This window comes from Streptomyces sp. NPDC052042 (assembly GCF_044548345.1).
Taxonomy (GTDB): Bacteria; Actinomycetota; Actinomycetes; order Streptomycetales; family Streptomycetaceae; genus Streptomyces.
The window spans coordinates 1-25,522 of the sequence record NZ_JBIUBU010000048.1; the positions used below are offsets into that span (position 1 = coordinate 1).

At 67.7% G+C, this 25,522-nt stretch carries 19 protein-coding genes; 7 read left to right on the forward strand and 12 right to left on the reverse strand.

Annotation, left to right across the window (positions count from 1 at the left end; translation table 11 throughout):
• The 5 genes from ACIHCL_RS35600 to ACIHCL_RS35620 all read right to left on the reverse strand — a co-directional run.
• Positions 1 to 221 (reverse strand): hypothetical protein (locus ACIHCL_RS35600; protein WP_399868599.1); only part of this gene is annotated, 221 nt, incomplete at its 3' end.
• Between the two features lie 220 nt (positions 222 to 441).
• Entirely contained in the window at positions 442 to 1,311 is an 870-nt protein-coding gene (locus ACIHCL_RS35605) for a hypothetical protein (protein WP_399868600.1), read from the reverse strand.
• A gap of 91 nt (positions 1,312 to 1,402) precedes the next feature.
• Positions 1,403 to 1,663 carry a DUF6247 family protein gene (locus tag ACIHCL_RS35610; RefSeq protein ID WP_399868601.1) on the reverse strand — a complete coding sequence of 87 codons (261 nt, stop codon included), beginning with the start codon at positions 1,661 to 1,663 and terminating at the stop codon, positions 1,403 to 1,405.
• A 76-nt stretch (positions 1,664 to 1,739) separates the two neighbouring features.
• Positions 1,740 to 1,910: a hypothetical protein gene (locus tag ACIHCL_RS35615; protein ID WP_399868602.1), complete on the reverse strand. Its 171-nt coding sequence runs from the start codon at positions 1,908 to 1,910 to the stop codon at positions 1,740 to 1,742.
• Between the two features lie 387 nt (positions 1,911 to 2,297).
• The gene (locus ACIHCL_RS35620; RefSeq protein WP_399868604.1) at positions 2,298 to 4,826 is read right to left on the reverse strand and encodes a hypothetical protein; all 2,529 of its coding nucleotides are present in this window, start codon (positions 4,824 to 4,826) and stop codon (positions 2,298 to 2,300) included.
• A gap of 461 nt (positions 4,827 to 5,287) precedes the next feature.
• On the opposite strand from ACIHCL_RS35620, the gene ACIHCL_RS35625 reads away from it, so the two are divergent.
• On the forward strand, positions 5,288 to 8,764 hold the full coding sequence (locus ACIHCL_RS35625) for a hypothetical protein (protein WP_399868606.1): 3,477 nt from the start codon (positions 5,288 to 5,290) through the stop codon (positions 8,762 to 8,764).
• A 162-nt stretch (positions 8,765 to 8,926) separates the two neighbouring features.
• On the opposite strand, the gene ACIHCL_RS35630 is transcribed toward ACIHCL_RS35625, so the two are convergent.
• Positions 8,927 to 9,595: a hypothetical protein gene (locus ACIHCL_RS35630; RefSeq protein ID WP_399868607.1), complete on the reverse strand. Its 669-nt coding sequence runs from the start codon at positions 9,593 to 9,595 to the stop codon at positions 8,927 to 8,929.
• A complete protein-coding gene (locus ACIHCL_RS35635; protein ID WP_399868608.1) occupies positions 9,592 to 10,146 on the reverse strand; it encodes a hypothetical protein in 555 nt (184 codons plus the stop codon). Before ACIHCL_RS35635 ends, ACIHCL_RS35630 begins: the two co-directional genes overlap by 4 nt.
• 138 nt (positions 10,147 to 10,284) lie before the next feature.
• On the opposite strand from ACIHCL_RS35635, the gene ACIHCL_RS35640 reads away from it, so the two are divergent.
• Positions 10,285 to 10,683: a GNAT family N-acetyltransferase gene (locus tag ACIHCL_RS35640; protein ID WP_399868610.1), complete on the forward strand. Its 399-nt coding sequence runs from the start codon at positions 10,285 to 10,287 to the stop codon at positions 10,681 to 10,683.
• 646 nt (positions 10,684 to 11,329) lie between these two features.
• On the opposite strand, the gene ACIHCL_RS35645 is transcribed toward ACIHCL_RS35640, so the two are convergent.
• The 5 genes from ACIHCL_RS35645 to ACIHCL_RS35665 form a co-directional block, all read right to left on the reverse strand.
• The gene (locus ACIHCL_RS35645) at positions 11,330 to 12,562 is read right to left on the reverse strand and encodes an IS4 family transposase (protein ID WP_399868611.1); all 1,233 of its coding nucleotides are present in this window, start codon (positions 12,560 to 12,562) and stop codon (positions 11,330 to 11,332) included.
• Between the two features lie 599 nt (positions 12,563 to 13,161).
• A complete protein-coding gene (locus tag ACIHCL_RS35650) occupies positions 13,162 to 14,655 on the reverse strand; it encodes an NAD-dependent succinate-semialdehyde dehydrogenase (RefSeq protein WP_399868613.1) in 1,494 nt (497 codons plus the stop codon).
• Positions 14,652 to 16,898, reverse strand: coding sequence for an FAD-binding and (Fe-S)-binding domain-containing protein (locus ACIHCL_RS35655; RefSeq protein WP_399868614.1), 2,247 nt, complete (start codon positions 16,896 to 16,898; stop codon positions 14,652 to 14,654). The genes ACIHCL_RS35650 and ACIHCL_RS35655 overlap by 4 nt, the downstream gene beginning before the upstream one ends.
• Entirely contained in the window at positions 16,798 to 17,703 is a 906-nt protein-coding gene (locus tag ACIHCL_RS35660) for an FAD-binding oxidoreductase (protein WP_399868616.1), read from the reverse strand. Before ACIHCL_RS35660 ends, ACIHCL_RS35655 begins: the two co-directional genes overlap by 101 nt.
• 4 nt (positions 17,704 to 17,707) lie before the next feature.
• Positions 17,708 to 18,985, reverse strand: coding sequence for an aspartate aminotransferase family protein (locus tag ACIHCL_RS35665; RefSeq protein WP_399868618.1), 1,278 nt, complete (start codon positions 18,983 to 18,985; stop codon positions 17,708 to 17,710).
• An 851-nt stretch (positions 18,986 to 19,836) separates the two neighbouring features.
• Between ACIHCL_RS35665 and ACIHCL_RS35670 the strand changes: the two genes are divergently transcribed.
• The 5 genes from ACIHCL_RS35670 (at position 19,837) to ACIHCL_RS35690 (ending at position 24,930) form a co-directional block, all read left to right on the forward strand.
• Positions 19,837 to 21,357 carry a sodium:solute symporter gene (locus ACIHCL_RS35670; RefSeq protein ID WP_399868619.1) on the forward strand — a complete coding sequence of 507 codons (1,521 nt, stop codon included), beginning with the start codon at positions 19,837 to 19,839 and terminating at the stop codon, positions 21,355 to 21,357.
• Positions 21,358 to 21,498: 141 nt separating this feature from the next.
• On the forward strand, positions 21,499 to 22,182 hold the full coding sequence (locus ACIHCL_RS35675; RefSeq protein ID WP_399868621.1) for a GntR family transcriptional regulator: 684 nt from the start codon (positions 21,499 to 21,501) through the stop codon (positions 22,180 to 22,182).
• Positions 22,179 to 23,174, forward strand: a complete 996-nt coding sequence (locus tag ACIHCL_RS35680; protein WP_399868623.1) for a D-2-hydroxyacid dehydrogenase — start codon at positions 22,179 to 22,181, stop codon at positions 23,172 to 23,174. Before ACIHCL_RS35675 ends, ACIHCL_RS35680 begins: the two co-directional genes overlap by 4 nt.
• A 53-nt stretch (positions 23,175 to 23,227) precedes the next feature.
• Complete coding sequence (speB, locus tag ACIHCL_RS35685; RefSeq protein WP_399868624.1) at positions 23,228 to 24,208, forward strand: agmatinase; 981 nt, start codon at positions 23,228 to 23,230, stop codon at positions 24,206 to 24,208.
• Positions 24,209 to 24,225: 17 nt separating this feature from the next.
• Entirely contained in the window at positions 24,226 to 24,930 is a 705-nt protein-coding gene (locus ACIHCL_RS35690) for a DUF2848 family protein (protein ID WP_399868626.1), read from the forward strand.
• Positions 24,931 to 25,522: the final 592 nt, after the last annotated feature.

Sequence of the window (25,522 nt, forward strand, 5' to 3'; positions counted from 1 at the left end):
GCGTTCGAGCGGCCTTGCCCGAACAACTCGACCGCACGAACACGCCGGGCCTCCGCCAACTGCGGCCGTGACAAAGGAGGAACAGACGAACCGGAAACAACGGAAGAAGGCTGGTACAACACGTCAACAGAGCCCCACCCGCAGACCCGCCACACCCACAGAACCAACGAAAAGATCAGTAGGTGTTCGGCGGCGTAGGCACGCAGGTCGTCGCGGATCACCCGACGCCTCTTACCGGTCCGCTGACTTGGCGCGTTCCCCCGCGTCGTCAAGCGCAAGATGTCCAACTGGGGCCTCAAACGCGCCCACCACCGTACCTGGCCCCAGCCCGCCGCCCCACCGGCCGAGGCGGTCACCATCGTTCCCGCGTCCAAGACCGCCCCGACCAAGCGAAAACCCAAGGCCACGACTTAAAACAGCGGCATTGAGGCTAAGTCCGGGCTACCGCCCCCGACGCAGCCGCCTTCTCGCGACCTGGATGGCATGCCTACGGTCAATGCTCGGAGGGGCTGGAGGAGCCGGCGCGGACGGAGGGGGCGGAGGGGCTGGAGGAGCCGGCGCGGACGGAGGAGGAGTCGGAGGGGCTGGAGGAGGCTGGCGGCTGGCCCGCCATGCAGCGGCTGCGGAGACGGCGGCCGCCAGTGCGGATACCGCAGAACTGACGGCAGCGGTGGTCTCGCCCACACCTTTTATGGAAATGAATTCCTGTGGTGGCGGATCAGGTATCTCGATGTCGGCGTTCAGCAGAGCCCAAATGACGTCGGCGATCTCCACGACGCTGTCATGATGGAGCGGAGCGACCAGGCGAAATGGGCGAATCCATTGCTCAAGCGCAGGATCTCGGCGCGTGACGGTCACCGGGCGGGGTCGAACGGGTCCCTCGGCGATCCCGGTCAGGACCATCCGCCAGGTAGAGCCGTCCTCCTTATGAATCACGAGCCGAATCCCGCGAACACGGTGGCGTCGCCGGGCAGGGGTGTCGTCTTGCCACTCCAGCACACGTTTGGGCAACGCGCCGAAGGTGACTCCGCAGTTGACGCCGAGCAGCCATTCCTCCGGCTGCCGGTCAACATAGCCGCCTCGTGCGACGAGTTCCCGAGATACCTCCTCAAGGAAGGCGATCGGTCGAACCGCGGGAGTTGCGTCCTCGATCCGCCTGCCGATCGCACGCAGAATGGCGTACATCTCGAGACGCTGCTGCGTGATGGACAGTTCGTGGCTCGCGAGGGTCCGTTCCAGTTCGTCAAAGACGCGGTCGACCCGAGGCTGCAGGTCACCTGCCTCGGCCAGAACCGTGGCAGTGTAGATCACGCTAGGTCCGAGATAGACAGGCGCTAAGGACGGTAACGCCGCACGAAACCAGGCCGTCACTTTTCCTCCGGAACGTCAGAACAACACGCGTTCACAACAAAAACACGTCTGGCTCATGGGCAGAGTCCCGCCCGACCGCCGGGGCGGAGGCGAGGCGGCCCTGCCAGTCCTGGACGACCTCGTACAGGGCGGCGAGGGAGAACGTGGCGCGGGACTCTTCCAGTGCCGCCGCCCACTCCCGCTCGAAGGCCGGCACCCAGGTGTCGGCGCGCAGCTGGGCGAGGAGTTCGGCCGGCGCCCCGGGTGCAGGGGCGTACGGAGTGACAGGGGCGTGGTCGGGCTGCGCGCTCATCTGGTCCTCCCGGCGGGTCGTCACCTCACAGTACGCGCGCCGGGTGGCCGTGGATGCAAACATGAGCCAGATCCCCCTACCGGGTGCGCAGGGCGCGGGCCACGACCCGGGCGTGCCGGCGCAGCGACAGATCCTGCTTGTCCCAGGTGGCCGCGACGTAGTTGAGGAGTTCTGTCGGCTTCCGGCCCCGGGCGGTGCTTGCTGCCGCCGGACCGGCGGGCTTGTCCCGATAGGGGCCTTGCCCCACAAGGCACCGTCACAGTTCTGACCGCCTCACCCGGCCCGGCGTCGGCCATCAGCCCCAGCCGATGAAGGAGCCGCGTGACCGTCACCAGCATGCCCCAAGCGACCCTGCCCGCGCAGCCCGGCCCCCGCGCGGACGAAGACATTGTGCTCGGTGTCGACATGCACCAGGACGTGCACGTCGCGGCGGTGATCACCGTCCTCGGGGCACTCCTGGCCCACCAGGATTTTCCCGCGGCGCCGGCCGTATGGCGTGCACATCCCATGGTTCGAGCCATCGTCCCCGACCCCTGCCGAGAGGCCGTCGCGGGCGGGCGGTGTTCGCGGAGCAGGAACGAGGGGGGCGGGCCCTCGACCGTGCCGAGGGCCCGCCCGTACCCGATCCGACCGGTCAGACCTTGAGGATCAGCGCTTCCGCCTGTTCGAGCGTCGTCACGCTGGCTTGCGCGGCGGCCCGGGCCTTCGACAGCTTCTCCATCCACTCGATCCGCCGCTCGGCCGGGAGCGACTCCTCCTCGAGCTGAACGCGCAGGCGGTGCGCCTCCTCGAAGTCCGTCATCAGGGCGTGGGCGGCGTCCACCGCCTTCTGGTAATTCCCCTCGGCGAGTTCGACCCGCGCCGGCAGCTCCCGGCGCAGCTTGGCGAGCTGGTCGCGCGGGTCGGCGGCCGCCTCGCCGTGCGCGGTGGGCGGGGCGTCGGCGTCCGCGGTGTTCCCGGCGCCCGCAGGCGCATTGGCGGAGTTCCCGGACGCGGTCGGCGCCGGGGCACCGAGGCTCACGGGGAACAGCTCGTCGAACCACGCCTTGTCGGCGACGTAGCGGGTGGGCCGGCCCTCGGTGTCAGGGGCGATCACCATCCCCGCGGTGATCGCCGTCCGGTCCGCCTCGGCCCAGTGCTGCTCGCCGTAACAGACCAGGGGCGTGCCATCGTCCGGCTCGGGCGGCCGCGGCGCGTCCGGGTGCTCCAGCACTGCCTTCGCGAACGCGAGCAGAAGGGCCCGGCTGACACCCGGCGCGCCCACCGTGTACGCCAGTGTCAAGGCGGCGAGGGCGCTCTTGGGGGTGCGGCGCACGCCCTTGCGCCCATCGCTGGCCTCGCTGCCCTGCCCCGGGGTGATGAACGGCTGCGGAGCGTGGATCAGCGCCGGTGTCATCCGCCGGACCAGGGCGGTCCAGGCGGTCGCGTCACCGGCCTCCGCCCCGAGGAGCAGCTCCGTGAGCGGCCTCGGATCCTGTCCGGCGCCCTCCTTGGTCTCCGTGGTGCCGAAGAGGCCGAGGGCGGAGAGGATGTTGCCCCGGTGCACGAACAGCTGCGCGACGGCGGCGGACCACAGACGCATGCGCCCCTCGGCTGCCTTCGCCCGGATCTGGCTCCACGCCGGCTCCTGCAGCGTCCCCCTGACGACCGGCCAGAACCGCCCGGTGTCGCGGACGGTGCGCCCGTTCGTCTTCTGCGGAGTCTCGGGCGGGATCCCGGGGAACACCAGCGCGGTGATGGCCTGCACCGCGATGTCACGCAGCACGACCGGGGAGACGTCGGCGCCCGCGGGCACGAGCGGCTCCAGTGGATCGAGCGGCCCGTTGACGGTCAGCGCATCGCGCACCCCCGTCAGATCGAGGAGGTCCGCAGCGCGCGCGTCGGGGAACGCCTCGGCGAGCGCGTCTGCGAGGAGGGATTCCCTGGCGTAGGCGTCGACGAGCGTTGCGAACAGGGCGATCAGCCGCGCGTCCTCGTCGTAGGGCTGGATGCCGCGCAGGTGGTCGTTGACGTTCAGGGCCCGCAGGACGTGTTCCAGGGCCTCGGGATTCGTACAGCCGATCACGATCTCCGCGGACACCGTGGCGATCTTCGCCGCCCGGAGCGACGGGTCGGTCGCCTCCGTCTCCGGCTTCGCACCATCCCGGTTGAGCCGGGCAGAGAGCCGGTTCAGGATCTCCCGCAGACTCAGCAGCAGGGGCTCGGGGCCGTCCTTCTTGTCCTTCGGCAGGGGCACGAGAGACTGCGGCATGCCCATGACCAGGTGCTCCGGACGTACCCGGAAGACATCCAACCGGGCCAGCGCACGGTTGTTCCCCGTCACCGCAGCCAGCCGCCACGGCTTCGACACCGTGCCGTCGGCGTGGGTGATCTGCCACTGCTGCAGGACGTTCATGCCCTTGGAAAGCTGGCCTGCGTCCGCGAGGGACTCGGCCAGGTCGTACCCGCGCTTCGTTCCGGCGCGCTTCAGGTTGTCGGCGGCGTATCGCTGCATGTGCACGGCCACCGCGTACGGCTGCTCGGCGAGCGTGAGCGCCGCCTTCGGCTGCCCGTCCTCATGGACGGCGCGGACCACCGGGCGCGGCCGCCGGTGGCCCAGCGCGGCGAGCAGAGCGTGCTTCTCAGCCTCAAGCTCGTGCAGGTGACGGATGGCGCCCTGATGCTTCTGCGTGGCCGCCGCCAACGCCTGCGACGCGTACGTGTCGTCCCCGGGCGCCCGGCGCAGCGCCTCCCGCTCCTTCTCGGCGGACTTCGCGCCCTTCGCGGCGTCCTGGAGCGCCAGCTCGACGGCGACGAGATCCTTGACGCGCTGGCCGGCCTCCGGGGCGGGCGACGACCAGCAGATGGCCGTGCGGTCGTTGAGGTCCCACGGAACCACCGCGGCGCCGTGGACGTCGCAGGTCAGCAGGAGCACCTGTTCGTCGCCGGCCTTCGCGGGCCGGCAGACGGTGGGCTTGAGGACCTTCCTGCCGCGCTGGGTGGCGATCAGGGCCTTGATCTCGGTGTCCGGGAGCGCGGCGGCCAGACCCTCGACGATCGCCTGCCGCGGAGGCGGTACGACCTCGTAGTCCACGCAGGTGTTCTCGATTGCGTCCGCCAGACGGTCGGCCCAGAGGGCGTTGCCGATCTGCGGGTAGATGTCGTCGGACCGTTTCACGGCCATGGTGTCGTCCTTCCACCCGGGGCATCCCGGGCGAGCACAGAAACTCCCGACCATCGGGAGCGTGTCACGCGCCCGAGTGCCGAAGCCTCGTGCCAGCGAGGAATCGGGCCGACACCGTGAGGGTGTGCGGCGGTCCTCGCCCCGTACAGTCCACCGGCCAGCGTCCGAAGAACGATCAGCCCCAACAGCGCCTCGGTGGCGCCTGGACCTCTCGCAGCTTGCTCCTGCTCCGCCGGAGGCGGCATGAGGCGGACGCCGGTGATGAGCCACCGACGTGCGGCACGGAATTTGCCACTGTCCGCGACACAACCGCCACTCAGAGCCGTTGAGTTCACCCAATCAGGTGAACGGCTGCCGCAACCAGACTGCGGGACGCCTGGGTTGAGGTAGCCGTGCGGCGGTGGGCGACGGGGTGCCTGATTCTGGCCCCGATGTGGTCCGGCGGGCTCTACGGTGCACTGGTGAGCAACGAGACGCCGCCGACGGGTGCGGGCGAACTGCCCGAGGTCGACGAGGACCTGGCGAAGGCCCTGACCGCGCGGGGCGCGTCGGGCGTACGGGCGCTGGGGATGCTGCGGGACGCGTACCGGGTCCTGACCGGCACGCTGATGGAACGGCCGGACGAGGTTGCCGCGGCGTGTGTGCGCAGTGCGGCGGACGCGCTGCTGAGCCTGCCCGGCGCCCCTGACCCGCCAGAACTGAGGCGCGCGGCGAAGGACCTGCTGGCCGCGGTCGACGCCTTCCCGCCACCAGCCCTCCGTACCCCCAGCTCCGGTGCCCCGGCCGGTCCGGTCGTGACGGACCACCCGGGGTGGGAGCGGGTGACGGCGGCGGCCGAGGCGCTGCGTGGTGAACTGGGACCGCTGGGTGGTTTCCATCAGGCGCGGGCCCGCGGGATCTTCGAGCAGCTGATGGGCGTCACGCCGGGTGCCGCGCAGGACCCGGCACTGGACGTGTGGGCCGCCATCTACGGGGTGGCCTCGCGCATCCTGCACGGCCGCGCCGCCGGGCCCGGCGAGGCCGTGCACCTGTATACGGACCTCCTCGGCGCGGCCCGGAACCTGCTGGTGCCGTTGTACGACCGCGCGGAGCGGATCCTTCAGCTGGCCGCGCTCGCAGAGCCCGGCGAGACGGAGGCACGGGAAATTGCCGACTGGGCGGACGCGCGCGCCGCCTGGTTCTTCTTCGGCTCCGGCCCAGCCCCGGCATGGCTGGAGGTCCTTCAGGAACACGCGCCGCACCTGCTGCTCGCCGACGAGGCCGCCGACGTCTGGCCGGCCAGCGAGTTCCTCGAGCACCTGGCCGCCGTCGCCCCGGAGACGGTTCGGCCGTGGCTGGCCGACCACGTCGTCCGGCTCGCCGCCGCTGGCCCGTACGTCCTGGGCGTGCTGCTGCGCCTGTCCGACGCCGGGGCCCTGGATCCCGCTGGTGTCCGGCTGCTGCTCCCGCACGTCCTCGCGCGGCCCCCGGCCGAGAAGGCGAGCCTGACCCGCCGGATGGCGGCCAGCTGGGCCGGCAACTTCCCGGTAGCCGCGCGGGACGGGGACTGGCTCCTCGTCGTCGAGGAGCTCCTGAAGGACACCGTCGACCTCGGGCACGCCGGCTACCTGGCCTACGAGACCGCGCGGCGGCGCGCGCACGCCGGCCACGAGGCGTTCCCCGAGCTGACGGAGGTGCTCCAGCAGGAATGGGCCGCCCGCCTGCCCGAACACGACATCACGGGCCTGCTGCGGGAGGTGGTGGTGACCGTCCACCGGGCTGACGGCGGACCGTTCGGGTGGGCCCGCCCGGCCCGAAACGCGATGGCGGGCCTGCTGCGCCGCGACACCGAGGCGCCCGTGAGCCGATCCTGGTCCGCGTACGTCGACCTGGACGAAGTCCGCGTCATGGACGCGAAGTTCTTCCTGGGCCCGATCCTCGAACTGGGCCCGCTCCTGGCCCGCGCGGTTCTCGACCTCGCCGCGGCGGACGCCGCGGCCGGCCTCCCGCTGGACGAGCGCACCCGGGCGTGGCCGCGGATCGCCGCCGCGGACGCGGACCTGCACGACCGGGTGCTCGCCGCCCACCTGACCGCGCACCCGCCGGCTGCAGACACCGACACCGCGGGCGCGGGGGAGTGGTGGGACCGGGCGGTCGAGGTCACCGTGCGCCTGCTGGCGGGCCGGCCGACACCGGAAGGCGCACGGCTGGCCGCCCTGGTCCTGGACACCTGTCCGCCCGAGCGCGCCGCCGGCCTGGACCGCCGGGCCACGGCGGCTCTCGGCCCCGCCCCGTCCGCCGACGAGATCACCCGCACCCTGCTTACCGGCGATGCCGGCCCGGAGGACGGCCGGGTCGAGCCGTACGCCTCCTGGCTGCGGGTGTGGCACTGGTCGCCGGCGCTGCCCGCCCGGCTACTCACCGGCTTCGCTCCGCTGCTGGCCGCACTGCGCCGACTGAAGAAGGCCGGCCCGCCCGACCCGCGCACCACGGCAAGCCCGCGCGACGCGGTCGCACTCGATGAAGAGGGGCTGCTGGCGCTGACCGGCGAGGCCGGCCCGCTCGTGGCCGCGGCCGCCCTCGCCTCCGCGCCGGACGCGGGCGCCGACGGCTACGCCACCATGCTGCTGCGCCTCGTGCGGGCCACCCCGGACGCATGGACCGCCGACGTGCCCCGTGTGATCGAGGCTCTGGCCCGGCCGGACCTCGGCGCGTTCTACCTCGCCGCCGTCGCCGCCCACGGCTGCGGCATACCGGCGAACGGCCTGGGCCCCGCCGCCGTCGCCGCCCTCACGCTGCGCCGCTCCCTGCCCGCCCCCGAGACCGGCCAACAGCTCTCCACCGCAGCGGTGTTCGCTGATCGGGCCCTTTTCGACCTGCTGAATGTCGTGTGGCGCACCGGCACCGATCTCGGCACCGGCTTGCCAGCCGTCCTGGTCCACCTCCACGCCCTTGCCGAACCCCTCACTCGTCCCGCCGGCGACACCCCGGGCGGCAGGAAGCGGTCCGGCGACCCGCGGTTCCCCAGTCCGGCCGTGCGCGCGCTGGGCTCCCTGCTCGAATACGCCGTCAGCCGAGCCCCCACGGACGGCGACATGTCCGCCGACGTTCTTCACCTGCTCGCTGGCGTCCTGGCCGCCGGCCTCGTTGACGAGGACGCCGCAACCGAGATCGGCGAGCGGCTGCCGGTCCTGCACCGCCGGGCCACCGCCTTCGCCACCGCCCATCCCGAGCTCTACGCCCTCGACCCTCACCGGCCTACCCCGGCCGGAGCATGGCTGCGCCGGGGCAGATCCGACCGGCTGCTGCTCGCCGCCCTCGACCGCGGCCAGCTCTTGGCCGCGGTACGCGAAGGCCGGCGGGGCGTGGCCACACACGTCGCGTTCGCGCTCCTGGTGGACGGCGATGTCGACGTGCTCGGCGATCCCGTGGCCGCCTGGCGCGAGCTGGCCACCGGCCCGGACGCCGCCACGGCGGTCTCCCACCTGATGTCCCCACTCGCCCTCGTCACGATGGCGCTGACCCCCGAGGACGCCGCTCATAACCCCGTCGATGTCGCACATGTGTGGTGGACAGCTGCGCTCGATGCCGGCCTGCCGCCCGGCGCGCTCGCCGGCGCCGGCTACTTCGCCACGTCCGCCCTTACAGACGAGGCGTGGCTGCCCCTGGCCCGGCGCAGCGCCGAGCACACCCCGGCCCAGGAAAACGCCGACGAGGTCGCCGAACGCGCCGCCCGCCACCCGCGCAGTCCCGACGCCCTGATCCTGACCGCGCGCCTGCTCACCCGCCCTTCTCCCGGCCGCTGGTACGACGCCGGGGTCCGTCCGCATGCCCGGGCCTTGCTCCAGGCCGTCGCGACCCTGCCCCCCGACGACCGCCCGGCCGAGACGGGACAGCTGCGCCTGGCCCTCGTCGACGCAGGCGAGGTCGATCTCCACCGGGCGACCGTGGACCGCTGACCGACCGACGGGCGCACACGGCCGGTGACGCGCGCCCTGTCATACGTGATGTGCCGGCCAGGGAGCCGGGGACTACTTGCCTTCTGACCTCACTGTCAGAGGGCGAGTCAGGCTCATCAGCAGAACATGATCACTGTCACAGGTTGGCGTGCGGCAGGCTTCTCAAGTGCCGGGCGTCTTCCAGGCGGCTGGGGCTGTCCGGGTTGGTTCCGGAGCATCTGCGGCGATCAGCCGGCTGTTCTCGACCATCAGCCGCTGGTTGACGTTACGGAGTGCCTGCATGGCGGTCTCTGCTTGGCGGCCGGCTGCGAGTGCTGCGTCTCGTTGCTCGCGTAGTTCGTCCATCTCCGTGTCGCGCAGCGAGCGGGCGTCCAGGCCGTCGCGGAGACGGGCGCCCAGTTCGTGGGCGCGTAGGATGCGCAGCTCTTTCTGGACTTCGTGAAGGGTCCGTTGCAGGGCGGCATTCTGTTCCAGGGGCATGCGGTTCTCGACTTCGAGGGCCGCCTCCTTGCGGGCGGTCGCTGCTGCCGCCGCCCGCGGCCCGTCTTGGGCGAGGTGGGCGCGGACGGTCTCGGCTTCCGCTTTGAGGTCGCGGTGGCGTTGAAGGTACTGCGGGTTGACGGCGGCCCGCCGAGTGATCTCCGCGTCGGAGAGAGCCTGGCGGCTCTTGCGCATCGCGGCCAGGACGTCGAGGACCCGCTGTCGGCACTGTTCGCTGTCGGCACGGCGCCGTTGAACGGCGGCCGCCCTGCCGGCATCGAGGACCTCAACCCGACCGGCGGGGATCGTCGCCTGGCCTGGCTGCTTGCGCGGGGCGGCCGGGCGCGTCATCCGGTTGTCCTTACGGCGAGGATCGGGTCGACGGTCGGCTGGTCCAGACGCTGCCGACCAGCCAGAACCGCCGCTACGGGGATGACGGTGAGGAACCGGTCCCTTGTGTGGAGCCAGGACTCCACCGTGGTCTGTTCCTCGTGGCTGAGGGAGCCGATGTCGGCTTCGCATTTGCCGACGAGTTCGTCGATCTGCTGGATCTCCCTGCGAAGCAGCTCCAGGTTCGCCGCGCTCAAGGGCCCCGCAGTGAGCACGCTGCCGTAGGCGCTCTCCAGCGAGGCGAGCTGCTCCGCCTTCCCGTCGCGCAATTGGCGCAGCTCGGGCAGGTGGGTGAAGTCGGTGGTGTAGAAGGCGCAGGAGAAGCAGCGGTTGTACACCGGGCAGCCGTGCCCGTCGGCGCGGACGTTGTTCATCTCGTGGCAGCGTCCCGCAGGGACGGGCACCGAGCCAACGCCCGTGCGGATCCGGTCGGCAAGGTCGTCGTCGGGGGTGCGTGCGCGGACCCGGCCGCCGGTGAGGTCGAACTGGTACTTGGCGGCGATGGCGCGCACCGCTTCCACCCGCCGGGGGTGCGAGGGCCGTAATGGTGGAGTCGGGTATTGGAACTGCCGGAATGCCTCTGACTGAAGGGGCATAGGCCTCGAAAAACGAGGGCTGAGCCGGACGTCTCCCGACCTATGATGCGGCCCATGACGATCACGTATGAGTGGCGCGGCGACTTCGACAACGCTGCCGTCAACGCGCTCCACGTGGAGGCGTTCGGTCACACCCAGATGCCCATCGATTGGAAGACACAAGTGCACCGTCACAGCCTCGGCTGGGTCTGTGCCCGAGAAGACGGCAGGCTCGTAGGGTTTGTCAACGTCGCCTGGGACGGTGGCGTCCATGCCTTCGTTCTCGACACGATGGTCGCTCAGGACATGCGCAAGACCGGTGTCGGGACCGGACTCGTGACGACTGCAGCGCAAGGCGCCCGTGCAGCGGACTGCGAATGGCTCCACGTTGACTTTGAAGAGCATCTGCGTCCCTTCTACTTCGACGCGTGCGGCTTCAGACCGACGGACGCAGGGCTCATCGCCCTGCGCTAGTTCATGCCTGCTCCGCAGGCGTCCGGAGGCTGATCTCGGCTGCGTAGGCGGCCCAGTTTCCGGCGGCGGCTCGCTGCCATTTGACGGCGACGGTGATGTCGATGCCGAGGGTGCGGGCGAGGACGGCGGCGGGCAGCTCGGTGGCGAGCTGGAACAGGGCGGTCGAGCGGGCTTCCGCGAGCCGGATGCCGAGTTTGCGGAGCCGTTCGCCCTTGGCCCAGGCGCTGATCGGGCGGCCGGGCTGGCCGCCGGGGAACAGCCAGGGTGAGTCTGTGCGGCCGAGGACGGCATGGCTGCGGCGGACCGCGACTTGTCGGAGGGCCAGTTCAGCGACGGGTGCGGGAAGCTCGACAGGGACGGCGCCGAGGCGGATGCGGACCGCTCCCTCTGTCTCCTCGATGTGGTCGACGGTGAGGCGGGAGATCGCCGCGGGCCACTGGGCATAGCCTCAATACCGGTAACTTAGTGCTTTGGTGTGCGTTTGGCTCGTTTTGGTTTGGTGGCACCAACGAGAGTGATGGCCACGGTGGTTGGGCGGTCTGCAGTCCGATGGGCGGCGCGTTTGAGGGGCCGGCCGGCGACTTTGCGTTTGGTGACGCGGGGGTTGGTCCGGCGGCGTCGTGGTGGCAGGAGGCGTTCGAGGAGTTCAGCGTGGGTTGCTTTGACCGCGCGAGCGAGTCTGCCGGGGGGAAAATGCCGCCTGGTCGGTGACCTGGCGGCGCACGACGCGCAGTGAGCGGGTGAAGGAGACCCGGTCGGGGTCCTGGTCGGCTTGTTGTGCGGCTTGGTGCATCAGGTGTCGGATGGCGTGGTGGACGAGCAGGAAGCCGTAGAGTTCCTGCTCGGCTCCGTCGGGGTGTTGCGAACGCAGTACCAGATGCGGCCCGCCGAGGTGGGTCTTGATTTCGTCGAGGGTGGACTCGAACTCCCATCGCTGGGCGTAGAGGGCGGCCAGTTCCGTGGCTGGGGCCTTGTCCGGGTCGAGGATTGTGGTGATGAGCCGGTAGACGCCCTCGTGCCCGGCGATGGTGTACTCCACCGCGCGGACCGGCACCCCGCGGCGGGTGTGGTGGATGTCGCTGCGGTCGAAGATCTCGGTGAGGCAGGAGCCGTCCGACAGCTGCTCTACCACCGGCAGCACGAGGTCTTTGCGGATTCGCCACAGCAGGTCCGCCCCGGTGGCCGCGGCGTTGCGCCACAGGTCCACGCCGTAGAAACCACGGTCGGCCAGCAGCAGCATCCCCGGCCGCAGGGACACCAGGACCGCCCGGGCCAGAGTCTGCTCTCCGGCGCGCAGAGCTCCGACCGCAGCCTCGAAGATGGCGTGGGTGCCGCATTCCACCAGGCCGACCAAGCGCAACTGCGGGTAACCGACGCTCTGTTCACCCCACCCGGAGCGGGGCGGACGGCCGAACGCCTCCACGTTCGCCTTCGTGTCGGGCAGGTCGAACGTGGTGCCGTCGATCGCGGTCAGCCGCCAGCCGCGGTAGAAGGCGCCCTGAGTGCCCGCCGTGGCGACCGGACGGCACACCCGCACAAACAGCTGCCGCAGCGGTGCCACACCCAACCGGGACCTGGCCTTCCAGATCGCCGCCGAACTCGGCACCACCCACGACGCACGCCAACGCCGCGCACCCTGCAAACCCGCGGTCAGCAGCCGGGCGACCTCCTCATAGCCCTGCCCCGAGAACAGGCACATCGCCAACACGAAGTAGACCACCAGCCGGGCCGGCAACAACCGGTTCCGCTGCTGGACCCGGCCCGTCTCCTCCAACACCTCGTCCACAAGCGACCGAGGAAACGCCTGCGTCAGCATGCCGACCGCGACCCGGTCCGACAGACGCTCCCCAGATGACTTCAACTGACCCGCTCTTGCCACGCCAACAACAACGACCGGATTGCACCTAAGTTACCGGTATTGAGGCTAATGCCCCGGGGCACCCTGTGGAGTGGGAGCCCCGGGGCGTCCGCTCGGGCAACGGCGCGATAGAACCGAGCGGAGTCTAAGTGCGGCTGTTTGAACCACCGCGTGCGGCCGGGTGCGGTAAGCCCCTCTTCACTGAAAGGAGCTCTGAACGGGGCAACGGAAAGGTTCTACGCAGAACCTGTTGTGCGGTCATCAACGCACTTGCGTCGGCCTCGTGCTGGCGGCGCCAGCAGCGGAGAGCCTCAGGGGAGAGGTCCCGTTTCAGGAGAACATGCGTGATCGGAAACCTGTGGCCGGAACTCTCGAACGGTAGGTTCGCGCATGTTCGGGGTGCTGCCTCTTCTCCTTCGCAGGACCGGAACCGGCATTCTGGGAATTCATGGTCTCGAAGCGACTTACAGGGACCGCCAAGTGCGGGCCGATGGATTGTGCAGGGTCGTTCGGGTTGGCTACGGGTTGTCAATGGGCAGAGTCTGGTACAGGCATTCTGTGCTGAGCCGCGGAGCCTGGCACCGCGGCCCAGCACAGACAGTGGTCTGAAGGACCGGCCGTCAGACCTTCGGGATCGCGAGGTACTTGTATTCGAGAAACTCCTCGATACCGATCCGCCCACCCTCTCGGCCAAGCCCGGATGCCTTGACTCCCCCGAAGGGCGCGGCAGGGTTGGACACGATTCCGCTATTCACACCGACCATGCCAACCTCCAGCTCCTCGCTCACCCGGAATGCGCGGTCGAGGTCCTGAGTGAAGACGTAGCCGACGAGGCCCCAGGGGGTGTTGTTGGCTCGGGTGACCACCTCAGCCTCGGTGTCGAAGGGGATGACGGGCGCTACGGGACCGAAGATCTCCTCACTCATCAGCGCGGCGTCGTTGCTCACGTTCGACAGCACAGTCGGAGGGTAGAAGTAGCCGGGGTGGTCCAGGCGGACGCCGCCCGACTCGACCATCGCGCCCTTCGAAACGGCATCGGCCACCAGTTCCTCGACCTTGTGCAGTGCCTTGGCCTCCACCAGAGGGCCCACATCGGTGCCAGAGTCAATGCCGTCACCCACAGTGAGCGCGCTGAGTCGCTCGCTCAGCCTCCGAGTGAATTCGGGCGCCACCGTCCGCTGGACGAAGAGACGGTTGGCTGCGGTGCAGGCTTCGCCCATGTTGCGCATCTTGGCGGCCATTGCCCCCTCCACAGCCCGGTCGAGGTCTGCGTCGTCAAAGACGATGAAGGGTGCGTTGCCGCCGAGTTCCATGGAGGAGCGCATCACATGCTGCGCAGCCTGCTTGAGGAGCCGAGAGCCCACTGCAGTGGAGCCGGTGAAGCTCACCTTGCGTGCGATGCCGCTCGACATCCACTCGCTCACTACGTCCCCGGCTGACGTGGTTGTCACGACGTTGAGCACGCCACGAGGCAGCCCCGCCTCGATGAGGATCTCAACCAGAGCGAGGGATGTCAGCGGCGTCAGCGCGGCAGGCTTGAACACCATGGTGCAGCCGGCCGCGACAGCAGGTCCGATCTTGCGAGTCCCCATGGCCAGGGGGAAGTTCCACGGGGTGATCAGGACGCAAGGTCCGACAGGCTCGCGCGAGACCAAAATCCGGTTTTTGCCGTCGCCGGTTGTGGTGAGGTCGCCGCTGATGCGCACGGCCTCCTCGGAGAACCAGCGGAAGAACTCGGCTGCGTAGGCGACCTCTCCCTTGGCCTCCGCAAACGGCTTGCCCATCTCGGTGGTCATGATGGTGGCGAGAAGGTCCTGCCGACTCATGATCAGATCGTAGGCCCGCCGCAGGATCTCGCTGCGCTCGCGCGGCGGCGTGCGCGCCCACTCCGGCTGTACGCGGGCACAGGTTTCAATGGCGCGACGTGCGTCCTCGGCACTGCCGTCAGCGACACTGGCAATGACCTTCTCGGTTGCGGGGTTGACTACGTCGAAGCGGGCTCCGGATGCGGCCGATGCCCACTCGCCGTCGATGAACAGGTCGGTCGGGATGGCGCTGATGATTTCCGAGATCTGTTCCTGGGCTACGAGTGAGGTGGACGTAGTGGTGCTCATTCTTGGTCCTTTCCATACGGCTTGACGAGGCGGGCCGGCGCCCCGAATGTCGTGGGTTCGATAGGCCCTGGGTCGAGAAGTTGCGCAAGATGCAGGCGCTGACGCGCCGGATCGAGGTGGTCCACCTGCATGCCGCAGGAGAAGCCGTCGGTGAGGGCCGGGGCGGATTCAGGTGTCTTCTGCAGCGCCGGCATCAGGCTCTGTTCAGCCACTTTCAGACTCACATCGAAGTGATCGGCCTCGAAACCGAAGTTCCCCGCGACGCCACAGCAACTGGTGGATTCCGCTACATCGGCGATGCCCAGGGCCGCCAGCACTGAGCGCTGAGCTGACGATCCGAAGGCCGCGTACTCGTGACAATGGGTCTGCAATACCACTTGCCGAGGAATCGGATGGTGGGGTGACGGCACCCAGCCCTCCTTCAGCAGGATGTCGATGTGTGAGGCGAAGCTCCGCACCCGACGAGCCACGCGACGGGCGCGGTCGGTCGGGACGAGCTCAGTCAGGTCCCGATGTAGTGCTGCGGCGCAGCTCGGCTCGATCACTACGATGGGGCGGTCTGTGCCGTCGTCCAGGGCGTCGGCGGCCTTGCGCAACAGAGTTCGGGCGGTGTCGAGTTGTCCTGTCGAGATCCAGGTCAGGCCGCAGCACACGTCTGCCGAGCACGTCACTGCAGCTCCGTCAGCGCTCAGTACCCGGGCAGCTGCACCGGCGACCTCGGGCCGGAAGCCCTTGGTGAACGAGTCGACGAACAGCACTGCGGACCGTTCTGGCTCGCTCCGGTGTGTCGTCCTTGTGCTGTGCCGGGCTTTGACGCGACGGCGGGGGCCGCAGTCGATGCCGGCCGCAGCCACCTCGGCTTGCCAGGCCCGGGTGGAAGCGAAGGCCGGGAACCGACGGTGCGTGGTGACTCCCCCCAGCTTGGCCGCGACGAGGCGCAGAGGAGTTCTCATGGCCAGGTTGACCAGTGGAGCCAGACGCCCGGTCACCTTCAGCCAACGTGGTAGCCAACCCATCGACAGATGCGATGCGGGCCGGATTCGGCCGCGGTAGAAGTGATGAAAGAACTCGGACTTGTATCGGGACATGTCCACACCGGCTGGACAGTCGGAGGAACATGCCTTGCATGAGAGGCAGAGGTCGAGCGACTCGCGGACTTCTTCAGAACGCCAACCGTCGTCGACGCTGCGTGCCCCGCGCACCATCTCCTGGAGCACGCGAGCGCGCCCGCGTGTGGAGTCCTTCTCGTCACGTGTCGCCCGATAGCTCGGGCACATCATTCCACTGTCGGAGCGGCACCGGCCGACACCAATGCAGGACTGTACGGCCTGGACCCACAGATCCGGCTGGCCGTGTCTCAGCGACGTCACGGGAACAACGTCCGCTGCTGTCGGGTGTTCGGTCTGGTCGAATCCGCTGCCCCACGGGCGCTCCGGCACACCGGTCAAGGCAAGGTTGTCGTCGATCGGGTCGGCATCGGTGATGCTGCCTGGGTTGAGGAGACCGGCCGGGTCCCATATTTGACGGTAGCGGGCAAAGGCGCCCATCAGTTCGGGGGAGTACATCACCGGCAGGAGCTGAGACCTGGCTCTACCGTCGCCGTGTTCTCCCGACAGGGATCCGCCGTGTCGCACGACCAGTTCGGCGGCACGCTGGGTGAATTCGCGGAAGACCGCGACCCCCCCGTCGGTGCGCAGGTCATAGGTGATGCGGACATGCATGCAGCCGGCTCCGAAGTGCCCGTACATCACTCCGTCGAGTGCGTAGCTGTTCATCAGCGAGCGCAGATCGGCCAGGTAGTCGGCCAGTCGCAGCGGATGCACCGCAGAGTCTTCCCACCCAGGCCAGGACTGGCTGCCGTCCGCCAGCTGGGACGACAGGCCGGCGCCGTCTTCCCGCACCCGCCACAGTGAGCGTCGGGCGGCTGGGTCGGACACGATCTGGCTGTCCACGATGCGGTCGTTCTCACGGAGTCGCTCAAGCAGGCACTCCGCCTCTTCGCGGATGGCAACATCGTTCGCCCCGTCAAGGTCGACGTAGAGCCAGGCGCGCCCCTGGGGCAGCGCGGCCACAGAGCTCTCGCCCCGGCGCATCCGCATGGTGTCGACGATCGCGTGGTCGATCCCCTCGACGGCCGCCGGCTCAAACTCCAGAATCGCTTCGAGGTCTCGTGCTGCGTCGACTACGTCGTTGTACCCGACACACAGCAGCAGCGCGCTTGCCGGCTTGGGTACCAGCTTCATCCTCGCCCCCACCACCACGGCGCAGGTGCCTTCCGAGCCTGCTAGGGCTCGGGCGACGGCGAAGCCGTTTTCGGGCAGCAGGTTCGCCAGGTGGTAACCCGACAACCTGCCGTTGGATCCTGCCCAGTTCCAGCCGGAAGGCGGCAAGGTGCTTATGGACCAGCTGTGTGAGGTCATCCGTGATCGTTGCGGCACGGGCGGCGGATACTGCGTCGTCAGGGTCGGTCGCATGTACGCCGTCGTTCGTCGCGGTCAGTCGGGAGCCGTCGGCGGTCACTAGGTCGAGTTCCCAGATGTGGTCCGACGTTCTGCCGTAGCGTACGGAGTGATTGCCGCATGCGTCGTTGGCCACCGATCCGCCCACGGTGGCACGGTTCTTGGACGACGGGTCGGGAGCGAAGGTGAGCCGGGCCGAACTGACCTGCTCTACGTGAGCGGCCAGGTCGGCCAGGACCACACCGGGCTGCACATCGGCAATTCCGGCCTTGAGGTCGACGTCGAGGATCTTGTTCATGTAGCGCGAGAAGTCCAGGACCACGCCGGGGCCTACCGCGTTCCCGGCCATTGACGTCCCGCCGCCGCGGCTGGTCAGGGCGGTGTTTGTGGCGGCGCAGGCCCGCACGACGGCGGCGACGTCTTGCACGCTCTGCGGGAACACGACGGCCAGGGGCGGAACGCGATAGTTGGAGGCGTCGTAGGAGTATTCCTGCAGACGTCGGCCCGACACATCGATCTCGATGCCGGCTGCTGATATCTGCTCACGGAGCTCATCCCGTGAGTCGGCTCCTGTGCGGGACGTGCTCATCTGGCTAGTTACCCGTCTGGGACTGCGCACGGTCACAGACCGCGCTCAGGGCCGCCTCGAAGCGCTGAAGGCCGGTGGCGATCTCGTCCTCGGAGACAATCAAGGCGGGGATCAGACGTACCACGTTGCCAGCAGGTCCGCAGGTCAGGGTGAGGAGGCCCTGCTTCGTGGTCTCCTGCTGGACAGCAGCGGCGGTGGCCGTGTCGGGGGAGCCGTTGGGGTCGGTGAATTCGATGCCCTGCATCAGTCCCAGGCCACGGACGTCGCCCAGCACTGGGAACCGGGACTGGATCTCCTTCAGGCCCTGCTGCAGCTGGTCACCACGGACTCGCGCGTTGTCGACCAGGCCCTCCTCCTCGATGACGGCGAGGGTCGCGACGCCAGCGGCTGCGGCAACCGCGTTGCCGCCATAGGTTCCGCCCTGAGATCCAGGCCAGGCCTTGGACATGGTTTCGGCAGAGGCCGCGATCGCCGAGATGGGAAACCCGGAGGCGATGCCCTTGGCGGTGATGAGGATGTCCGGGGTGGCCGCCGAGTGCTGGTGGCCCCAGAACTTGCCGGTCCGGCCGACCCCGGTCTGGACTTCATCGAAAATCAGCTTGATGCCGTGACGGTTGGCCCGTTCACGCAGACCTTCCAGGAACCTCGGCGGGGTCGGGAGGTAGCCGCCGTCGCCGAGAGCCGGCTCGATCAGGAAGGCCGCGGTGTCCTCGGGCGCGGTACGCGTCTTCAGCAGGTAGTCCAGCTCCTGCAGGGCGAAGTCGACTGTGGTCTCCTCGTCCCAGCCGTAGCGGTAGGCGTAGGGGAACGCGGACATGTGGACGCCGGCCATCAGGGGCGAGAAGCCCGCTGAGAACCTGGTCCCCGCAGTCGTCAGCGATGCCGCCGCGACCGTCCGGCCGTGAAAGCCGCCCTGGAAGACAATGATGTTCGGACGCCCAGTCGCCATACGGCTAAGCCGGACTGCCGCCTCGACGGCCTCGGACCCCGAGTTGGCGTAGAAGACGGAATCGAGGCCGCCCGGAAGCACATCGCCAAGCTTCTCGGTCAGCTCCAGGAGCGGCTTGTGCATCACCGTCGTGTATTGGGCGTGGATGATGGAGCCCACCTGTTCACGCGCAGCCTCGACGATCTTCGGGTGACAGTGACCGGTGCTGGTAACGCCGATGCCGGTGGTGAAGTCGAGGTAGGCGACACCGTCGGTGCCGTGAATCCAGCTGCCCCGAGCGTGATCCACGACCACCGGGGTGGCCTGCTTGAGAACCGGACTGATGGATGCCATGGCAAGGCCTCACTTATCGCTGTGTTGATCAGGTGGATGAAGGGGGAAAAGACGAATCAGGGAAAGCGGGCCTGACGCCAGACCCACGCCGCGCCCGCAACTCCCGCTCTGCGGGTTGCGCGCCGAGCTCGCGTTGCCACGAACCGCGGCATAGGTACGGACGGCACCGTGGCGGCACTTGGCCTCACTGCGGTCTGCCACTCAGGCGCACATGCCGTCGCCGACGGTCGGATGACGGCCGACGGAGCACAGCCGGCCATGTCCTCTCTTCCCCTTGTGGTGTGGTGCAGACGTTCCGTGGCCAAGGTGCCTCCTGGTCACGTCCGCCAGCGCGCCTGAAGTGCGCGGACGCCGGGATCACGCTCTCAAGGAGGCACCGAGGGTGCGTCTACATGTTGACGGTATACAGCTAACATGTAGACTCAATTTCATGCAAGGGGCTAGCGGAACCCCCATCGATCAGATAAACCTTGCGGACAGTTGCAGCGGGGCGGCTCCCGGTGAGCTGAATTCCAGATCTCTGTGACGCGCAGCGTGTGCAGAGGTCTGGAATCAGAGCAGTCAGCCGGAAGAGCCCGCGGGCGGTGCGATGACAGGCGACCGCGCACAACATCGTGTTTGCGTGTGTGCTATTCATTTCAGCGTCCGTTACCAGGCGTCCGCGCCTCCCGAACCATCCGAGAAAAGCTACTCTTCGTCATCGACAGAGCCAGTGCCCCCTAGCAACAGGGCGCCGCGATATTCCTTCGTTCAGGACCAATTGCCGGCGTCATGTATCAATCACTGCAATACAGGTTCTTGCGGGCGTACGCCCCTCGTCCCTGAAGCGCTATACAAGCAGGTGATCTAGCATGGACTCCGCAATTATTGTTCTCTACCTGGCTGGCATGGTTGCCTTCGGCTGGTGGGGAAAAAGAAAGACAAACTCTACGAGCGATTATCTGGTCGCCGGCAGACGGCTAGGGCCAGCGCTCTACACCTGCACCATGTCCGCCATGGTCATCGGCGGTGCATCGACGCTGGGCGGCGTCGGCCTGGGCTACCAGTACGGGCTGTCCGGAATGTGGCTGGTGACTTCCATCGGCGTAGGAGTTCTTGTGCTGGGGCTGTGTTTTGCAGCTCGCATCCAGCGCCTCAAGATCTACACCGTCTCGGAGATGCTCCAGCTGCGCTACGGAAGTAAAGGAACCGCCGGGTCGGGCCTGGTCATGCTGGCCTACACCCTGATGCTCACGACGACGTCGACTGTCGCCTACGCGACAATCTTCACAGTCATGTTCGACATGAGCCGGATCACCGCAGTAGTAATCGGCGGTCTGGTTGTCGTCGCCTACTCCTCGATGGGTGGCATGTGGGCCATCACGTTGACCGACATGGTCCAGTTCATTCTCAAGTCGGTCGGCATATTTGCCCTCCTGCTGCCCTTCACCTGGAATCGGGCCGGGGGACTCCAGGGAATGTCCGATCGCCTCGATGACTCAGCATTCAGCCTCACGACTATTGGAGGCGGCACCATCGTCACCTACTTCGTCGTGTACTCCTTCGGGATGATCATCGGCCAGGACGCTTGGCAGCGGATCTTCACCGCTCGCTCTCCGCAGGTGGCACGCTGGGGCGGCGCGGTCACCGGCATCTACTGCCTCCTGTATGGCCTGGCCGGCGCCCTCATCGGCATGGGAGCCAAGGTCATCATGCCGAATATCTCGGTGCCCGACGATGTGTACGCCGATATCGCCTTCGACGTTCTCCCCGTGGGAATCAGCGGGATCGTGCTCGCCGCCGCCGTGGCTGCCATGATGTCCACCGCCTCCGGCAGCCTGCTCGCAGCTGCGACCGTCTGCCGGGCCGACGTGATGCCCATCATCCGCAGGGCACTGCAGCTCCCGCCGGTCAAGATCGAGACGTCCGACGCAGAGGCTGACGTCCGTGGCAACAGGGCATACGTCGTCGGACTCGGAGTGATCAGCATTGGACTCAGCATCGCCATCACCGACATCATCGCGGCCCTGACCATCGCCTACGACATCCTCGTCGGCGGACTCCTCGTCGCCATCGTCGGTGGACTGGTCTGGAAGCGCGGCACCGCCCCGGCGGCGACGTCATCCATGCTGGTGGGCGCCGCGACCACGCTCATCACGATGTGGATCGTCGGTGACATCACCGCCAACGAGCCAATCTACGCCGGCCTCATCGCCAGCCTCGCGGTCTACGTGGTCGTCAGCCTGCTCACCCCGCACACCGACGCAGAGGTGGCCCGCCAATGGGCCGCGCGAGTGTCGGCGTCCACCACCAGGCAGGCAGAGGACACACAGCTGGCAGAGCCGAGCAAGACCGTTGCCGCAACAGGCACGCGGTCCGGCGAGAGCACCTGACGACGCGGGCAGTTGCCCCCTGCCCCAGTGCTCCTCTGCCCCGAGGGACAACTGCCTGCCAGAACCCGGAAGTGGCGGCGAACCGCAAGCGCGAGACCTATACAATGGGGCTGTATACAGTACACACGAAAGTGGGTAGTCGTGAATTCAGCTTTGGGATCTGTGAGGCCGGCGGTTTCAGTAAGCCTTGCCAACGTCGTCATGGAGAAGGTGCGCGACCTGATTTCCGAGGGAAAGCTGGAGCCCGGAGACCAAGTCACTGAAACCGCACTCGCCGATGCTTTTGGTGTGAGTCGAGGGCCAGCCAGGGAAGCGATGAAGAAGCTGACACAGGAAGGCTTGCTCCGGTATGAACGCAGCCGTGGCACATACGTCAAGGAATTGACGCCGGCCGATGTATTGGACGTATATCGGGTCAGAGGAGCCATCGAGTGCGCTGCGCTCGATGTTCTGATCGACCGCGGGGACGAATCCGTATTCGACGCCCTTGAAGCGATTGTCGAGGACCTGGAAGCGGCGGCTAGGTCGGAGAACTGGCCCGAATCCGACAGGCTGGATCTGCATTTTCACAGCACGCTTGTGAAGCGTAGCGAGAGCCCCCGCCTCATCACCATCTTCGAGACTCTGCAACTCGAAACACGGATGTGCTTGCGCATCCTCCGATTCCATCACCCTGACCACCCGGAAATTGCGGACTGGCATCGCCGAATCGTAGATGCCCTCCGCGAATCGGATCGCGCAGAAGCCCGCCAGGCCCTGCTTGACCACAACGTCACAGTTCTCGACGACCTCCTCGTCCGGAAAGAAGACAAGAAGGAAAAATGAACTCCAGATCCACCCGCCCTGTCATAACGGTCCTCACCGGTGGCCTTCTGGAGCAGAAGCCCAATCTGAGCAGCCTGGCAGCCGAGGCTGACGTCAGAATCGCCAACTCCGCCGCGGAGCTGGCAGAGACCCTCCCCGGGTCGGAAGTGCTTCTGGTCTGGGACTACCGCTTCGCCGACATCGGCCCGCTCATCCCGCAGACCCCGTCGCTGTGTTGGATCCATGCAGCCTCCGTTGGCGTCGACCCGCTCTTGTCACCGCAGCTGTCCGAGGCCGACCAGGTCGTCCTCACCAACTCGCGGGGTGTGTTCGACGTCGCTATCGCCGAGTATGTCGCGATGCTGCTGCTGGCCCGGGTTAAGAGGTTCGCCGAAACCCTCACGCTGCAGTCGAAGAAGCAGTGGAAGCATCGCATGACCGCCAACCTGACCAACCGCACGGTGGCCGTGGTCGGCACCGGCTCAATCGGCCGCCGGATCGCAACGCTGCTGAAGAACCTAGGAATGGATGTCCGGCTCGTCGGCCGACGCGGTTTCCAGGATGACGACTTCGGAGAGGTGCCTGCAGTCACCAGACTTTCCACCCTGGCGCACGAGGTCGACTTCCTCGTGCTCGCTGCGCCGATGACCGAGCAGAACCGACACATGGTTGACGCGGACGTACTCGCCGCCCTCGGGCCGAACGGCTATCTGGTGAACATCGGCCGCGGTGGCCTGATCGACACCAAGGCGCTGGAGGCCGCCCTCACAGCAGGGACTCTCGGAGGCGCGGCGCTCGATGTCTTCGACGAGGAGCCTTTGCCGGTGCAGTCGATGCTCTGGTCCCACCCCGAGGTGACGGTCTCACCGCACATGTCAGGAGACTTCGAGGGCTACGACACCGCACTCGTCGAGGCCTTCGCTGAGAACTTCGGCCGCTGGCGGCGCGGAGAACCGCTCCGCAACGTTGTCGACACAGAACGCGGGTACGTCGCCTCCGGCCACTCCCTCTGATCCCACCCGAGACACAGCCGCGAACTGAGCCAAACCGAAAGGAAGCGCATCTCATGACCGCTACAAACGCGAACTCCCCCTACGTGACTCCGCCTGACTCCGAGCAGATACCGCGGTTCGCCGGCCTGACCACGTTCGCGCGCCTGCCGCGGGAAGACCAGGTCGACCATGTCGACGTCGGTGTACTGGGCATCCCCTTCGACAGCGGGGTCTCCTACCGCCCCGGTGCTCGATTCGGTCCGTCGGCGACCCGCGAGGCCAGCCGCCTGCTCCAGTCGTACAACCAGTTCCAGGGCGTGTCCCCGTTCGAAACCCTGCAGGTAGCCGATCTCGGCGATGTGACCGCCAACCCCTTCAACATCGAAGAGGCGCTCACTGCGATCGAGGAGGCAGCCAGCCGGCACATGGCCGCCGGTACCCGCCTGATCTCCATCGGCGGTGACCATACGATCGCGCTTCCTCTGCTGCGAGCGGTCAACCAGCAGCACGGCCCGGTCGCCCTGCTGCACTTCGATGCGCATCTCGACACCTGGGACACCTACTTCGGAGCACCCTTCACACACGGCACACCGTTCCTCCGAGCGCACGAAGAAGGACTCCTGCTTCGCGACCGCCTCACCCACATCGGCACCCGTGCCCAACTCCATCACCCTGACGACCTCGTCCGTGACGAGAACATCGGATTCGGGATCATCTCGACGATCGACGTCGCTGATCAGGGTGTACCGCGCATCGTCGAGCGGCTGCGCGCGCGAATCGGGAACGCACCCGTCTATGTGTCCATCGACATCGATGTCCTGGACCCGTCCCACGCTCCGGGAACCGGAACTCCTGAGACCGGCGGCCTCCTGAGCCGCGAGCTGATGCAGATCCTGCGAGGCCTGGCCAACCTCAACATCGTCGGAGCCGACGTCGTGGAGGTCGCTCCTGCATACGACTGGGCACAGATCACGGCAACCGCAGCAGCCTCGCTCGTGTACGAACTCATCTGCCTGTTCGCGCTCGACGCGACGAACAAGACGAAGGGCCAGTGATGACCGGCGGACCGCACATGAGCCTCGTCCTGCAAATCGCGTCGACCGCGTCGGCAGAGCCGGTCACCGTGCATCAGGAAGTGACCGGCTTGTACAACTTCGGCTACGCAGGTCGAGACACCTCCGGCATCGACGAGCACCTGCGGGAACTGGCTGAGCTCGGACTGCCAGCCCCCGGAGCCATCCCCGCACTCTTCCCGCTTCCTCCCGGGAACACGACCACAGCGCCCCACATCGTGGTCAGCGGCGCGAATACCTACGCCGAAGTCGAGTACGTCCTCATCAAGACGGCCGAACACGGCTGGGTGGTCACCGTCGGATCCGACCACTCCGACCTGGAGGTGGAGCGCGTCAGCACACCCCGGTCCAAGGCGGTCTGCCCCGATGTGGTCTGCGCGGACGTGTGGCTGCTCTCCGATGTCCTCGGTCACTGGGACCAGGTAAACGTCGGGTTGTGGGCGAATGAGGCCTTCGCGTCCGAGCCACTGCAAAAGGGCACCATGGTCGAACTGCTCGCCCCTCCGCAACTGATCGAAGTGTTGGAGCAGCGAATCAGACAGACTGCACCGGTAGGCACAGTGATCTTTTCCGGCACCATTGCGGGGACGCCGACCCCTGGCGCAGCCGGGTGGTCGGCACGCCTGCACGATCCGGTACTGGGCAGGAGCGTAGAGTTCGCCTACTCCGTACATGCTCTGGTGGACGAGTATCTCGACGCCTAGGCGATACCCCGCCAGCATAGAACACTGAGCGCCCGGCAGCCGTGTGATCGTCGACCACGAGGGCCGCACGTTATGGACGGAAGCCCTGCGGCCTGGTCGCATGCACGATATGCGACAGCAGCACGCAATCAAGGTATCGGCGCCTGTGACCAGCACTTCCTCGACGTGGAAGTGCTCATGGACGACGGATACCTCGGCCTCAGGTGTGACCACCCTGGCCAGGCGGTCACCCCACCGAGGAAGACGGACAAGACCTGTCCGCCCGAAGTTCACGAGTCCCGGGAACGAGCCCGCCACCAGCACTCGTCCCCACGCCCCCGTCGAACACGCGCTCGCCGACCAACGCTGGAAACACCTCATTCGCTGGACCCACTGACGAGACCTCCTGCCCGCACCTTTCGCGCCGTCGCCGGCCTCGTCTCCGACCGAATAACAACAGCCTGAACACCAGTCCACGAGCAGATCGTCACGCCCTCACCCGCTATTACGCACCGGCTCGTTACTGACTTCGGCGTGTCAGGGTGATGTTGGGGTGTCGAGGGTCAGGCCGGTACCGGCTATGAAGCCGTCGAGGGTGTCGGGCCGGTATTGG